The sequence below is a fragment of the Bacillus mycoides genome (assembly GCF_001757995.1).
In the GTDB taxonomy this organism is placed as follows: Bacteria; Bacillota; Bacilli; order Bacillales; family Bacillaceae_G; genus Bacillus_A; species Bacillus_A mycoides_B.
In genome coordinates this window covers 168,326-183,512 of record NZ_LXLV01000070.1, presented here as the reverse complement: position 1 = coordinate 183,512, position 15,187 = coordinate 168,326, and the positions used below count along the sequence as shown (strand labels likewise).

Sequence of the window (15,187 nt, the reverse complement as noted above, 5' to 3'; positions counted from 1 at the left end):
GAAATCCAATGAACAAAAAATCAATTCGTGACGTAGATTTAAAAGGTAAGCGTGTATTTTGCCGCGTTGATTTCAACGTACCTATGAAAGAAGGCAAAATTACAGATGAAACTCGTATCCGTGCAGCTCTTCCTACAATTCAATATTTAGTAGAGCAAGGTGCGAAAGTAATTTTAGCAAGTCATTTAGGCCGTCCAAAAGGTCAAGCAGTAGAAGAATTACGTCTTACTCCAGTAGCAGCACGTTTAGGCGAGCTTCTTGGTAAAGATGTTAAAAAAGCGGACGAAGCATTCGGACCAGTTGCACAAGAAATGGTTGCAGCAATGAACGAAGGCGACGTATTAGTTCTTGAAAACGTACGTTTCTATGCGGGCGAAGAAAAGAACGATGCAGAACTTGCGAAAGAATTTGCAGCTCTTGCTGATATCTTCGTAAACGATGCATTCGGTGCAGCTCACCGTGCTCACGCTTCTACAGCAGGAATCGCAGACTACCTACCAGCAGTATCTGGTTTATTAATGGAAAAAGAGTTAGATGTATTAGGTAAAGCACTTTCTAACCCAGAACGTCCATTCACAGCTATCATCGGTGGTGCGAAAGTAAAAGATAAAATCGGTGTAATTCGTCATCTATTAGACAAAGTAGATAACTTAATCATCGGTGGCGGACTTGCTTACACATTCGTTAAAGCTTTAGGTCATGAAATTGGTCTATCTCTATGTGAAAACGACAAAATTGAACTAGCTAAAGAATTTATGCAACTTGCAAAAGAAAAAGGCGTAAACTTCTACATGCCAGTTGATGTTGTAATCACAGAGGAATTCTCTGAAACTGCAACAACTCAAATCGTAGGTATCGACTCTATCCCTTCTACTTGGGAAGGCGTGGACATCGGTCCTAAAACACGTGAAATTTATGCAGATGTAATTAAAAACTCTAAGCTTGTTGTATGGAATGGACCAATGGGTGTATTCGAAATGACTCCATTCGCAGAAGGTACAAAAGCAGTAGGACAAGCATTAGCAGATGCAGAAGATACATACTCTGTTATCGGCGGTGGTGACTCTGCAGCAGCTGTTGAAAAATTCGGTATGGCTGATAAAATGAGCCACATTTCTACTGGCGGCGGTGCGTCATTAGAATTCATGGAAGGCAAAGAGCTTCCAGGTGTAGTTTGTCTTAACGACAAATAAGTAGCAGCCAAAGAAAAAGGACGGTGCAAAGCATGCGTAAACCAATTATCGCAGGTAACTGGAAAATGAATAAAACTCTAGCTGAAGCAGTTAGCTTCGTAGAGGAAGTTAAAGGTCAAATCCCAGCAGCTTCAGCTGTTGATGCAGTAGTTTGCTCTCCAGCTCTATTCTTAGAGCGCTTAGTAGCGAATACTGAAGGAACTGACTTACAAGTAGGTGCACAAAACATGCACTTCGAAAAAAATGGTGCATTCACTGGCGAAATTAGCCCAGTAGCACTTAGCGACTTAAAAGTAGGCTACGTAGTACTTGGCCACTCTGAGCGTCGTGAAATGTTTGCTGAAACAGACGAGTCAGTAAACAAAAAGACTCTTGCAGCATTTGAACATGGTTTAACACCAATCGTTTGTTGTGGTGAGACTTTAGAAGAGCGCGAAAGCGGAAAAACATTTGATCTAGTAGCAGGTCAAGTGACAAAAGCACTTGCAGGTTTAACAGAAGAGCAAGTTAAAGTAACTGTTATCGCTTATGAGCCAATCTGGGCTATCGGTACAGGTAAATCTTCTTCTTCTGCAGATGCAAATGAAGTATGTGCGCACATCCGTAAAGTTGTTGCAGAAGCTGTTTCTCCAGAAGCTGCAGAAGCTGTTCGTATTCAATACGGCGGTAGCGTAAAACCAGAAAACATTAAAGAGTATATGGCACAATCTGACATCGACGGCGCTTTAGTTGGCGGTGCTAGCTTAGAGCCTGCTTCGTTCTTAGGTCTTCTGGGGGCGGTAAAATGAGAAAGCCAACAGCTTTAATCATTCTTGATGGTTTCGGACTACGTGAAGAAACTTACGGGAATGCTGTAGCACAAGCTAAGAAACCTAATTTTGATGGTTACTGGAACAAATTCCCTCATACAACGCTTACAGCTTGTGGTGAGGAAGTAGGTCTTCCAGCAGGTCAAATGGGTAACTCTGAAGTTGGTCACTTAAATATCGGTGCTGGCCGCATTGTATATCAAAGCTTAACACGCGTAAACGTTGCAATTCGTGAAGGTGAGTTCGATCAGAACGAAACTTTCCAAAATGCAATTAAAAGCGTGAAAGAAAAAGGTACTGCTCTTCATTTATTCGGTTTACTTTCTGATGGTGGTGTGCACAGTCACATGAACCATATGTTTGCTCTTCTTCGCTTAGCAGCAAAAGAAGGTGTGGAGAAAGTTTATATCCATGCATTCTTAGATGGCCGCGATGTTGGACCACAAACAGCAAAAGGTTATATCGATGCAACGAATGAAGTGATTAAAGAAACAGGAGTAGGACAATTCGCGACTATCTCTGGTCGTTATTACTCCATGGACCGTGACAAGCGTTGGGATCGCGTAGAAAAATGTTACCGTGCTATGGTGAATGGTGAAGGCCCTACTTATAAATCAGCAGAAGAGTGTGTAGAAGACTCTTATGCAAATGGTATCTATGATGAATTCGTATTGCCGTCTGTAATTGTTAACGAAGATGACACGCCAGTTGCAACAATCAATAATGATGATGCAGTTATCTTCTATAACTTCCGTCCAGACCGTGCAATTCAAATTGCTCGTGTATTTACAAACGAAGACTTCCGTGAGTTCGATCGTGGTGAAAAAGTACCTCACATTCCTGAATTCGTTTGTATGACACATTTCAGTGAAACTGTAGATGGTTACGTGGCATTCAAGCCAATGAACCTTGATAACACATTAGGTGAAGTTGTTGCGCAAGCGGGATTAAAGCAACTTCGCATCGCGGAAACTGAAAAGTATCCGCACGTTACATTCTTCTTTAGCGGTGGTCGTGAGGCTGAATTCCCAGGAGAAGAGCGTATTTTAATTAACTCACCGAAGGTTGCAACGTATGACTTGAAACCTGAAATGAGCATTTATGAAGTAACGGACGCTTTAGTAAATGAAATCGAAAATGATAAACATGATGTTATCATTCTTAACTTTGCAAACTGTGATATGGTTGGCCATTCTGGGATGATGGAACCAACAATTAAAGCAGTAGAAGCAACTGACGAATGTTTAGGAAAAGTTGTAGAAGCGATTCTTGCAAAAGATGGTGTAGCACTTATTACTGCTGACCATGGTAATGCTGATCAGGAGTTAACTGCTGATGGTGGACCAATGACAGCTCATACAACTAACCCGGTTCCTTTCATCGTTACAAAAAATGATGTAGAGCTTCGTGAAGGTGGTATTTTAGGAGATATCGCTCCAACAATGCTTACACTTTTAAATGTGGAACAACCGAAAGAAATGACAGGTAAAACAATTATTAAATAATTTGCTTATATAAAAAGGAGAGAATTTATTATGTCAACAATTATTGATGTTTATGCTCGCGAAGTCCTTGACTCTCGTGGTAACCCAACTGTAGAAGTAGAAGTTTACACAGAAAGCGGCGCTTTCGGACGCGCTATCGTACCAAGTGGTGCATCTACTGGTGAGCACGAAGCAGTAGAATTACGTGACGGTGACAAATCTCGTTACCTTGGAAAAGGTGTTATGAACGCAGTAAACAACGTTAACGAAGCAATCGCTCCAGAAATCGTTGGTTTCGACGTAACTGACCAAGCTGGTATCGACCGTGCTATGATCGAATTAGATGGCACTCCAAACAAAGGTAAATTAGGCGCTAACGCTATCCTTGGTGTATCTATGGCAGTAGCTCACGCAGCAGCTGACTTCGTAGGTCTTCCATTATACCGTTACCTTGGTGGATTCAATGCAAAACAATTACCAACTCCAATGATGAACATCATCAACGGTGGTTCTCACGCTGATAACAACGTTGACTTCCAAGAGTTCATGATCTTACCAGTTGGTGCTCCAACATTCAAAGAATCAATCCGTATGGGTGCTGAAGTATTCCATGCACTTAAAGCTGTATTACATGACAAAGGTCTTAACACTGCTGTAGGTGACGAAGGTGGATTCGCTCCAAACCTTGGTTCTAACCGTGAAGCATTAGAAGTAATCATCGAAGCTATCGAAAAAGCTGGTTACAAAGCTGGCGAGAACGTATTCTTAGGAATGGACGTTGCTTCTTCTGAGTTCTACAACAAAGAAACTGGTAAATATGACCTTGCAGGCGAAGGCCGTACTGGCTTAACTTCTGCAGAAATGGTTGATTTCTACGAAGAGCTTTGCAAAGACTTCCCAATCATCTCTATTGAAGATGGTTTAGACGAAAACGACTGGGATGGTCACAAATTATTAACTGAGCGTATCGGTGATAAAGTACAATTAGTTGGTGACGATTTATTCGTAACTAACACTCAAAAACTTGCTGAAGGTATCGAAAAAGGTATCTCTAACTCAATCTTAATTAAAGTTAACCAAATCGGTACTTTAACTGAGACTTTCGAAGCAATCGAAATGGCTAAACGTGCTGGTTACACAGCAGTTGTATCTCACCGTTCTGGTGAAACTGAAGATGCTACAATCGCTGACATCGCAGTTGCAACTAACGCTGGCCAAATCAAAACTGGTTCTATGAGCCGTACTGACCGTATTGCTAAGTACAACCAATTATTACGCATCGAAGACGAACTAGGCGAAATCGCTGTTTACGATGGTTTAAAATCTTTCTACAATATCAAACGATAATTGCAGAAAATAACGACAGACCGTGAGAAATCACGGTCTGTTTTTTTATGCTAAAATTGTTCGTTCGTCATAAGTGACATGAAGTATTTAAAGAAGAGATTATAATCAAAATCGATAGCAATTCGTTGTTTTGGCCAATTAATAAATGAGGGTGCTCCAACTAAGGAGCGAAAATCACCAATACTCTCTCCGCGGGCATGGGATTCAGACATGACCATGACGGGGGATTCATGGTAAGTAAACATGGAATTATCAAGAAGGGCTAATATTGGCATTGTGTCATGAAAGGGGCAACCTTGTAAATGTGGTAAGACTTTTTCATAATATCCATAGTAGTAATGATCGAATAGTGGCTTGACGAGAGGTGCTTTTCCTTTTGCATGAATATACTCAGCCATGTCAGGTGTAACGATGGAATACTGAGTTACGTTTAGTGGATACATATGCATGTTGGTAGCAGCAATTGGATCACCATAAAAATTAGCTTCTGATACAGGTGTGACATTACCAGGGTGTGAAAAAGAACCACCCATTACGTAGTAAGATTTAACTTGTTTCATTAAACTTTTATATAAAATAAATAGAATAGCAAGTGAAGTGAGTCGTCCTAAGCTTACAACTATTAAATCCTTTTTATGCTTTTGAATAAGAGGAATAACCTCGAAAAAATTCTCCATTTCTTCATGTTGAAAAGGTCCTTGCGGCAATATGTTTCCTAATCCATGCTCACCGTGTACCGTTGTAAAGAAAGTAGCGGGGTTACTAGTGAGAGGTCGTTCAGCACCACCGAATATTTTAATATCTGTATTTTTTGCTTTTTGCTTGAGAAATTGAGCATTTTCAACCGCCATTTTCTTTGGAACGTTACCATAATCCGCAACTATACCAATAATTTCAATTTCATCGATAAAGAATGCGAGGAGGAGGGCTATCGTATCGTCGATTCCAGGATCACAAAAAATGAGAACTTTTTTAGACATATGTTCACCACCTACCCTTATATATATGTGTGCTAGAGAGAAGGCAGAATAAAAATGGAGTGAAGGATTTTATTTTATTGAAATAATAACCGCTAAAATTCAGAATATATAAACTTTATATAATAGGTCAAGGTTTTTGACGTAAATTATATTCGGAAAAGCAGTCATATCAAGGGTGTAAGCGTATAATATAGTGGATTTTCGTTGTCGATTTGATAAATTGCAGGTTTTTACAATTTATACTATGATAAGGATATTAACAGAAGATCGTATAAACATGAGGGATGATGAACATGAAACTTACAAAGATTCTTGTCCAAATTTCTGCTCTTTATGTATTTTATATGGTTGGAAATTGGGTGCAAGAAATGTTGAATATTCCGATTCCAGGAAGTTTGATTGGGATGTTCCTCCTACTTGTTTTACTTAGCCTAAAAGTACTTCCAGTAAAATGGTTTGATTTAGGAGCAGAAACACTCGTTGCTATTATGCCGTTTTTATTAATTCCGCCAACGCTTGGCTTAATGAATTACGGTGCTTTTTTTATGAGTAAAGGAATTTCTCTTTTCATTACAGTTGTAGCGAGTACGTTTTTAATTATTATTGTCGCAGGACATACAGGACAATATCTTGCGAATAGAAAGGAAAAAGAGACACAATGAGCCAAATATTAATCGGAATCGGTTGGGTTCTTTTTACGGTGCTATTATATCAATTATCTAAAAAAATCTACAAATTATTTCCAACACCATTTACCATTCCAATGCTTGTTGCAACAGGATTAATGGCTTTCTTATTTATAATGCTTGATATACCATATCAAAATTATATGGAAAGTGGTGGTGGCTGGATTGCGAAGTTACTCGGACCAGGTGTTGTAGCATTTGCAATCCCGCTTTATAAACAACGTCATGTTCTGCAAAAATATGTTGTACCAATTGCTGGTGGTGTATTAGTAGGTACAACAGTTGCTATTGCAAGTGATTTGGCTATTGCTACACTTATGGGGACAGATAAAAGCTTAATTTTATCTTCTTTACCAAAATCAGTGACAATGCCAGTTGCGATGAGTGTATCTGAACAAGTTGGTGGTGTCCCGTCCTTAACAGCAGCCTTCGTCGTTATCGCAGGTATTACTGGAACGATTACAGGACCAATTTTATTAAAATGGAGCCGCGTTACAAACTCAGTTGGTAAAGGGATTGGCTTTGGATGTGCTTCTCATATTATGGGTGTTATGAGAGCGATGAAGAATAATGAACATGAAGGTGTTATTGGATCGGTAACAATGACATTAACAGCAATTTTGACATGTTTGCTCGGACCGTTATTCGCAATGGTGTTTATGTAATAGAAGAAAAGCGAGAGCGGCTCTATAGGCTCTCGCTTTTCTATAGAATTTATGCTACATTTAAAATAACTGAATCTTTGTAGGAGGTACGCCAAGTGCATACGTTATTATCAGTTTTACTTATTATTGTATCGATTTTAATGATTGTTATGGTACTTATGCAGTCTAGTAATAGCTCAGGCCTTTCAGGCGCTATTTCAGGTGGTGCAGAGCAATTGTTTGGTAAGCAAAAGGCACGTGGAATTGAAGCGGTATTAAACCGTATTACAGTTGTTTTAGCTGTATTATTCTTCGTACTAACAATTGGTGTTACGTACTTAAATTTATAGAGTTAAAAAGAAGAAGCGTTAGCTGATTTGTGCTAATGGTTCTTCTTTTTTAATTTGTTATTCGAAAAAAGTTTCTAATTAGATTATAGAATTATAAATATGGTACACTAAGAATAGAAAGAATACGACTAGATTACAGAAGAGAAAGAGGAGAAATACATGATGAAATTAGCATCTCCAAAACCATTTACATTTGAAGGTGGAGACCGCGCTGTTTTATTATTACATGGATTTACAGGGAACTCAGCTGATGTACGTATGCTTGGACGTTTTTTAGAGAAGAAAGGCTATACTTGTCATGCACCAATTTATAAAGGACACGGTGTACCACCAGAAGAGCTTGTTCATACAGGTCCTGAAGACTGGTGGAAAGATGTAATGAATGCCTACCAGCATTTAAAAGATCAAGGTTACGAAAAAATAGCTGCGGTTGGATTATCATTAGGCGGAGTATTCTCATTAAAACTTGCTTATACATTACCGATTTTAGGTGTTGTACCAATGTGTGCACCGATGTACATTAAAAGTGAAGAAATTATGTACCAAGGTATATTGGCATATGCCCGCGAATATAAAAAGCGTGAGCAAAAATCACCAGAACGAATTGAGCAGGAAATGTTTGAATTTAAACAGACACCGATGAATACATTAAAAGCATTACAAGAGTTGATTCGTGACGTACGCAATAATGTTGATATGATTTATGCTCCAACATTCGTTGTACAAGCACGCCATGATGAAATGATTAATACAGATAGTGCTAACATTATTTATAACGGTGTAGAATCTACGTTAAAAGACATTAAATGGTATGAAGACTCTACGCATGTCATTACACTTGATAAAGAACGTGATGTGCTACATGAGGATGTATATAACTTCTTGGAGCAACTAGATTGGTAAGGTCTAGTTGCCTCTTTTTTTCATAAGGGAATTATTATCCCGTTATTTGTGGGCTAATAATCAGTGGGGACGGACAAAAAACCACTGGTTAAAGTTTCACTTTATGAAAGCTGTAAAAAATCATTGGGAGATGATTAAAGTTTCACTTTATACATCCCCCATCTTTCGGATACACTAAATAATATAAGGGTTTAAAGGAGGTATTTCTGCTTGGAAGAAATCATACAAGAACATATTGATAAGTTGTTATTATTTATGAGAGAAGAAGCGTATAAACCGTTAACAATACAAGAATTAGAAGCTGCATTTGGAATCGAAGGCTCTGAGGGCTTTAAAGATTTCGTAAAGGCACTTGTAATGATGGAAGAGAAGGGGCTTGTTATTCGCACACGTAGTAACCGCTACGGTCTTCCAGAAAAAATGAACTTAGTACGTGGTAAATTAATTGGGCACGCACGTGGTTTTGCGTTCGTTGTTCCAGAGGAGAAGAAAACGGGAGATGATGATCTTTTCATCCCGCCTACAGAATTAAATGGTGCACTTCATGGTGATACAGTATTAGCACGTGTTAGCGCGCAATCAAGTGGATCACGCCAAGAAGGCGCGATTGTTCGCATTTTAGAGCGTGGAACGAAGGAACTAGTCGGTACATATACAGAATCGAAAAATTTTGGATTTGTTGTACCTGATAATAAGCGCTGGACAAGTGATATTTTCATCTTGAAAAGCGCATCTATGGGCGCTGTAGAAGGTCATAAAGTCGTTGTGAAAATTACGAGCTACCCAGAGAACCGTTTAAGCGCAGAAGGTGAAGTTATTCAAATTCTAGGTCATAAAAATGACCCAGGAGTAGATATTTTATCTGTCATTCATAAACATCATTTACCTTTAGCGTTCCCTGAAGAAGTTATGGAGCATGCAAACAGTGTACCAGAAACGATTTCAGAAGAAGATATAAAAGATCGCCGTGATTTGCGCGATCAAATGATCGTTACAATTGACGGTGCAGATGCAAAAGACTTAGATGACGCTGTTACAGTAACGAAGCTTGAGAACGGTAACTATAAACTTGGTGTTCATATTGCGGATGTCAGTCATTACGTTCAAGAAGGTTCTCCAATTGATGTTGAAGCAGCGGAGAGAGCAACGAGTGTATATCTTGTAGACCGTGTAATTCCGATGATTCCGCATCGTTTATCAAACGGTATTTGTTCATTAAATCCGAAAGTAGACCGTCTGACACTATCTTGTGAAATGGAAATCAACAATCTAGGTGATGTTGTAAAGCATGAGATTTTCCAAAGTGTAATTAAAACGACAGAGCGTATGACATATGCTGACGTAAGAAGCATTTTAGAAGATGAAGACGAAGCTCTAATTGAACGTTACGAGCCGTTAGTGCCAATGTTTAAAGAAATGGGGCAGTTAGCACAGATTTTACGTGAAAAACGTATGCGCCGCGGTGCGATTGACTTTGACTTTAAAGAAGCGAAAGTACTAGTAGATGAAGAAGGAAAACCGACTGATGTTGTCATGCGTGATCGTTCTGTATCAGAGAAGTTAATTGAAGAGTTTATGCTTGTTGCGAACGAAACAGTAGCAGAGCATTTCCACTGGATGAACGTACCGTTTATGTACCGTGTCCATGAAGATCCGAAAGAAGATAAGCTTGAGCGTTTCTTCGAATTTGTAACAAACTTCGGATATGCAGTAAAAGGACGGGCGAACGAAATACATCCTCGTGCATTGCAGCAAATTCTTGAAATGGTTCAAGGTCAGCCGGAAGAAATAGTCATTTCAACAGTTATGCTTCGTTCTATGAAGCAAGCACGTTACGATTCGGACAGCTTAGGACATTTCGGTTTATCAACTGAATTCTACACGCATTTCACATCGCCAATTCGTCGTTACCCAGATACGATTGTTCATAGGTTGATTCGTGAATACATCATTAATGGTAAAGTAGACAACGAAACGCAAGCGAAATGGCGTGAAAACTTACCTGAGATTGCAGAGCACTCTTCTAATATGGAACGTCGTGCTGTTGAAGCAGAGCGTGAAACAGATGAAATGAAAAAAGCAGAGTATATGGTTGATAAGATTGGCGAAGAGTATGACGGTATGATTAGCTCTGTAACAAACTTCGGTTTATTCGTAGAGCTTCCAAATACAATTGAAGGTCTTGTACACGTTAGCTATTTAACAGATGATTACTACCGTTATGACGAAAAACATTTTGCGATGATTGGGGAACGTACAGGTAACGTATTCCGCATCGGTGACGAAATTACAATTCGTGTTATTAACGTAAATAAAGACGAGCGCGCAATCGACTTTGAAATCGTTGGCATGAAAGGCACACCTCGTCGTAAGTTCAAAGATCGTCCAGTTGTGATTGAACAGCCAAGAACAGGTAGAAAGAAACGCGGTGGACGTAGCGAGCGTAGTAATGAGCGCGGTGGCGAACGCGGCACAGGAAGAAAGTTTGATCGTGGTGGACAAGGAAAAGGAAAAGGATCAGCATCCGCTTCCGCTAGTCAGCCAGGGAAAAAAGATAGTAATAGTAATGGCAAGAAGAAAAAAGGATTCTTTGAAAATGTACCAGGATTCAAGAAGAAAAAGAAAAAGCGTAAGTAAGAAAAGAGTGGCTTCGCTTCACATTCTGAGCGAGCCACTTTCGCTTTTTGTTTACATTTGTTACAATAGTAAAAATAGAGGAGGGACGTTATATGCCAAAAGGTACAGGTAAGGTTATTGCGCAAAATAAAAAAGCATTTCATGATTATTTCATCGAAGAAACATACGAAGCAGGGCTTGTCCTTCAAGGAACGGAAATTAAGTCGATTCGCGCTGGTCGCGTGAACTTGAAAGATGCGTTTGCACGTATACATAATGGTGAAGTATGGGTTCATAATATGCATATTAATACGTACGAGCAAGGGAATCGTTTTAACCATGATCCGCTTCGTACGAGAAAATTACTTCTTCATAAAAAAGAAATTGATAAGCTAGCGGGAGCTGCAAAAGAAACGGGTTACGCATTAGTTCCACTTAGAATCTATTTGAAAAATGGATTTGCAAAAATGGCACTTGGTTTAGCAAAAGGTAAGAAACAATATGATAAACGTCACGATTTAAAAGAGAAAGAAGCGAAACGTGAAATTGCACGCGTGTTCCGTGATCGCCAAAAGATGTAATACAGATATTTACATTTGTAAAACGGCGCGCGTATGATATAATAACTTATGTAAGGTTGTTGCACATTGAAAAACAGCTCTTAGTAGCTATCACGATATTTTCTTCGTATGCTCCATTTTTATCATGGGGACGTTACGGATTCGACAGGGATAGTTCGAGCTTAGGTTGCGAGTCGAGGGGATCGGCCTCGTTAAAACGTCAAAGCCTATAATTGGCAAACAAAACAATCTTTCTTTAGCTGCTTAATTGCACTAAAGGTTCCTCCCTCCATCGTCCATGTGGTAGGGTAAGGGACTCAAACTAAGTGGACTACGCCGGAGTTCGCCGTCTGAGGGCGAAGGAAGAGAACAATCAGACTAGCAACTTGGAAGCCTGTCGATAGGCCGAAGAGTTTGCGAAATGCTAATATATCGACTACACTCGTAGAAGCTTAAGTGCCGATATTTTTGGACGTGGGTTCGACTCCCACCGTCTCCACCAATACATATTTGGTGGTTTTTTATTTTGTATGTAACAAGAAGCATAAGATGGCCGTTTTGGCCAACTTATGCTTCTTTTAGTTTACGGCCAACTTATGCTTCCTTTAGCGGTAGATTTATGGGATAAACTGAATTTTAACTCTATATTAAGTTCGGTCGCAAAATTACATAAATTTTCAAAAATATAATGTTTATAAAGTGTGTTTAATGATTCTTCGTAATACAATATATAGTAGTTATGGTTTTGTTTACTAAAAGGTGAAAGTTTAGATTGGTTAAATTTCATAAAAAATGATTATAAAAACCCAGGAAAACTTTATGCTGTTTAGAAGGTAGATAAAACCAAGGGGAGGAATCTTAGCGTGAATAGTAAAGGGACAAAATACCGGTCAATTATTTCTACAGATAAAAGATATAGAATCCATCAAAATCCTTTATATTTTATTTTAAATGAAAACCAAAACATCTTTAAAAGTGCAGAATATAGAGCTTCCGAACAAGAAGTCCAAAGGATTATTGAGCTAGAATTAGAACAGGATTTTAAAATTGGTGGGCATGTAGATTTTGACTATTTGCTTGATAATATAAAAGAATACGATGACTTTAATAAGGAATCGAATCAGCAAGCAAACGTTAAATTGTGCTCTCTTTTTGTGGACTTGCGAAATTTTACAAGAAGAGCTTTGTTTGTAAATGAACCGGGTATAGAATCAATTCAAGAAATTGCAAATTTAAAACAAAAAGCAATCTCCACATGGATCAAATTAGCTAGATTTTACCAAGCCCATATTCATTCTATTACCGGGGACGGCTTGATGATCCTTATCGGTGGGACCCAACCAGAAGATGCGGATGACTGGACATTAGGAGCAAGAGCTTACCTTTTGGCATTGCGTATTTTAGAAACTACAGATACTTTGAATGAGGAATTAAAACAGATTTTAATTGAAAAAGGCAAACCAACGCATGCAATAAACCATAATAACCTATTAGATATAAAAGTAGGCGTTGAATTTTCAAGTGAGACACTTATGAATCCGCAAGGGGTTGTCGTTAACGTGGATGGAGTAAAAAAAGCTGTTGGTGAAATTAAAGCTACTGCTTTTGAAATTGATTTTTCCGCTAAATTGCTTGGGCATTATAATAGTATTAAGACGAATAAAATTGAAGGAACCCCTAAATATGGGAGAGTTTTATTGATGGGAGAGAGATATAAGGAACTAATGAACTTCATAGATGAAGCATCTATTGTTCATTATGCAAACTATGAAAAACAGATGTTTGATGTAAAGCAATCCAGAAAAGTTTTATATAGGGATTGTAAGGACCATAAAGATTCAATCATTACAATTGACGAAGTAGCAGCACTTTGTAATGTCCACGATATTTCTGAACAAGCAAGAATGGCAAGTATTCATATAGCTAGGGAGGAAAAAACTCAACATGGATAAACAAATAAGTGATGTGAAAACCGAGTTGGAAAAACTCGGTTTTCATTTTCCTAAGGCAAATATTGCTGTTGGAAGAGTTCCACAGGATAGTGATGTATCTGGTTTTTTCATTAAAGTGGAGATTAGCCTGGACAATTTTCCAGTAAAACAGCCGTCAATAAAATTAGTTAGCATAAACGATAGGGAAGATTTATATAAAAGTATCCCTGTTCACTGGAGACATGTGGATGAGTGGGTTGGCTCGAATCCCGAAAATTCCCAATTTCATATATGTTGTTTACATAATTGGAGTGCGAAACAAGAATACAATGGTGTGTTCATATACCAAAGAATATTAGATTGGTTAAAATCTAATATAGATGAAAAATGGAACCCAGAAGAAGATTTAATTACGTGGCGCATTTTACCACAATTTAGCCAATCAGTTATTTATATTCCACAAACTTTTATTAAAGAGTTGGAGAAAAGCGAAGTAAAAACTCTTTTTGAAGTTGATATGTTTCACCAGCCCTTCACTTTTAAAACAGGGGCTCAAGCTTCTCCAAAAAACAGAGGTGAAACATATTCATACAGTCAAATTGATTATAATCAATCTTATCATTTTTTTCCGGAAATCAAGGGTGATGTGGAATATAATCTGTTAAAAAATGTGATGCTTAGAGAAAAGCATTCAAAATCGAGATTACATATTATTAGACTTCCTAGCCGTTCTGCATTTAAAACTTTTTACCAGTTGCTGATTTATATAAGAAATAATACTGAATTAACGAAAATTGAAAAAGATGTAAAAAACATTGTTTTATTTGTTATGTTTAAAGGTGATAGCGGAAAAATGGAGTTCATCTCTTTTATTGTTGGTAGAGAATTTTTTGATAGAAAGAAAGATTTCCAAACAACAATTTTAAAAATAGAAAGCATTGCCCAAAGGGAAAGTGCTGTAGACTTGGCAGTTGGGTTATTGGGAGTTGGCTCTTTAGGAAGCCAAGTGGCGAGGTTATTGGTTGAAAAGGATGTAAAAAAATTGATACTTGCTGATTACGATAGATTTTCACTTGAAAACCTTGGTCGTCATGTATTAGGCTCCGTACATTTAGGAATGAGTAAAACAGCTGCCTTAAGTCACTTTTTATCAATGTATTATTTAAAAAATAATATTATTGGAGTGGGTAGTAATAAAGATATTGAAGTTGCTGAACATGCGGATTTGCTTGTAGTGACTGTAGGGGATACCCAAGCATACGATAAGCTGGCATTTCAAAAATTATTAAATTGTAACAAACCAATTATTTGGGCATGGACTTCTGAAAATAATATTTTACAGGAAATCATTATTACAACAAAATCAACAGGTTGTTTAAATTGTTACTACCAAAAAATTATAGATGATAATGAACTCAAGCAACTGCAGAAGTTAGCCAAACAGGAAATAGCAAAATACCCTAAAGATGAAATCGATGTTTGCGGCAATCCACATACATCTTCATTAATGGAGCGCATGGTGTTTTTAGCTTCACAAATTGTTTCTATTATATCTTATTATTCTAAAAATAAAAGTTTTAAGTTCGATTATGTAAACTACTATTGGGGAATGGATGACATTATTCCAACACCTTTGGTAGGGTATCTTGAAAGAAATCAATCATGCTTTTGTAATTAGGAGAAT

The 15,187-nt window shown here is 38.0% G+C and carries 13 protein-coding genes and 1 other RNA gene; 13 read left to right on the top strand and 1 reads right to left on the bottom strand.

What is annotated here, in order from left to right; translation table 11 throughout:
* The first annotated feature begins 8 nt into the window (after positions 1–8).
* The 4 genes from BWGOE10_RS25410 to eno are packed head-to-tail and all read left to right on the top strand — an operon-like array spanning position 9 to position 4,833.
* Positions 9–1,193: a phosphoglycerate kinase gene (locus BWGOE10_RS25410; protein WP_002198882.1), complete on the top strand. Its 1,185-nt coding sequence runs from the start codon at positions 9–11 to the stop codon at positions 1,191–1,193.
* 32 nt (positions 1,194–1,225) lie between these two features.
* Positions 1,226–1,981: a triose-phosphate isomerase gene (gene tpiA, locus BWGOE10_RS25405; protein WP_002144919.1), complete on the top strand. Its 756-nt coding sequence runs from the start codon at positions 1,226–1,228 to the stop codon at positions 1,979–1,981.
* Positions 1,978–3,507: a 2,3-bisphosphoglycerate-independent phosphoglycerate mutase gene (gpmI, locus tag BWGOE10_RS25400; RefSeq protein ID WP_070145442.1), complete on the top strand. Its 1,530-nt coding sequence runs from the start codon at positions 1,978–1,980 to the stop codon at positions 3,505–3,507. The genes tpiA and gpmI overlap by 4 nt, the downstream gene beginning before the upstream one ends.
* A gap of 30 nt (positions 3,508–3,537) precedes the next feature.
* Positions 3,538–4,833, top strand: a complete 1,296-nt coding sequence (gene eno, locus BWGOE10_RS25395; protein ID WP_002124088.1) for a phosphopyruvate hydratase — start codon at positions 3,538–3,540, stop codon at positions 4,831–4,833.
* Positions 4,834–4,883: 50 nt separating this feature from the next.
* Here eno and BWGOE10_RS25390 read toward each other — a convergent pair whose 3' ends face one another.
* Positions 4,884–5,813: a nucleoside hydrolase gene (locus BWGOE10_RS25390; protein WP_070145441.1), complete on the bottom strand. Its 930-nt coding sequence runs from the start codon at positions 5,811–5,813 to the stop codon at positions 4,884–4,886.
* Between the two features lie 284 nt (positions 5,814–6,097).
* On the opposite strand from BWGOE10_RS25390, the gene BWGOE10_RS25385 reads away from it, so the two are divergent.
* From BWGOE10_RS25385 to BWGOE10_RS25345, 9 genes are all read left to right on the top strand, one after another.
* A complete protein-coding gene (locus BWGOE10_RS25385; protein WP_171903144.1) occupies positions 6,098–6,475 on the top strand; it encodes a CidA/LrgA family holin-like protein in 378 nt (125 codons plus the stop codon).
* Positions 6,472–7,164, top strand: coding sequence for an LrgB family protein (locus tag BWGOE10_RS25380; RefSeq protein ID WP_070145439.1), 693 nt, complete (start codon positions 6,472–6,474; stop codon positions 7,162–7,164). The genes BWGOE10_RS25385 and BWGOE10_RS25380 overlap by 4 nt, the downstream gene beginning before the upstream one ends.
* A gap of 95 nt (positions 7,165–7,259) precedes the next feature.
* Positions 7,260–7,493: a preprotein translocase subunit SecG gene (gene secG, locus BWGOE10_RS25375; protein WP_002144925.1), complete on the top strand. Its 234-nt coding sequence runs from the start codon at positions 7,260–7,262 to the stop codon at positions 7,491–7,493.
* 162 nt (positions 7,494–7,655) lie between these two features.
* Positions 7,656–8,396, top strand: coding sequence for an alpha/beta hydrolase (locus tag BWGOE10_RS25370; RefSeq protein WP_162836430.1), 741 nt, complete (start codon positions 7,656–7,658; stop codon positions 8,394–8,396).
* Positions 8,397–8,606: 210 nt separating this feature from the next.
* On the top strand, positions 8,607–11,033 hold the full coding sequence (gene rnr / locus BWGOE10_RS25365; protein ID WP_070145438.1) for a ribonuclease R: 2,427 nt from the start codon (positions 8,607–8,609) through the stop codon (positions 11,031–11,033).
* 92 nt (positions 11,034–11,125) lie between these two features.
* Positions 11,126–11,593, top strand: coding sequence for an SsrA-binding protein (gene smpB / locus BWGOE10_RS25360; protein WP_001123917.1), 468 nt, complete (start codon positions 11,126–11,128; stop codon positions 11,591–11,593).
* A 126-nt stretch (positions 11,594–11,719) separates the two neighbouring features.
* Positions 11,720–12,074: a transfer-messenger RNA gene (gene ssrA, locus BWGOE10_RS25355) on the top strand.
* Between the two features lie 361 nt (positions 12,075–12,435).
* Positions 12,436–13,524 (top strand): hypothetical protein, encoded by a 1,089-nt coding sequence (locus BWGOE10_RS25350; RefSeq protein ID WP_070145437.1) that lies wholly within the window; start codon positions 12,436–12,438, stop codon positions 13,522–13,524.
* Positions 13,517–15,181 carry a ThiF family adenylyltransferase gene (locus BWGOE10_RS25345; RefSeq protein WP_070145436.1) on the top strand — a complete coding sequence of 555 codons (1,665 nt, stop codon included), beginning with the start codon at positions 13,517–13,519 and terminating at the stop codon, positions 15,179–15,181. Before BWGOE10_RS25350 ends, BWGOE10_RS25345 begins: the two co-directional genes overlap by 8 nt.
* The last annotated feature ends 6 nt before the right edge of the window (positions 15,182–15,187 follow it).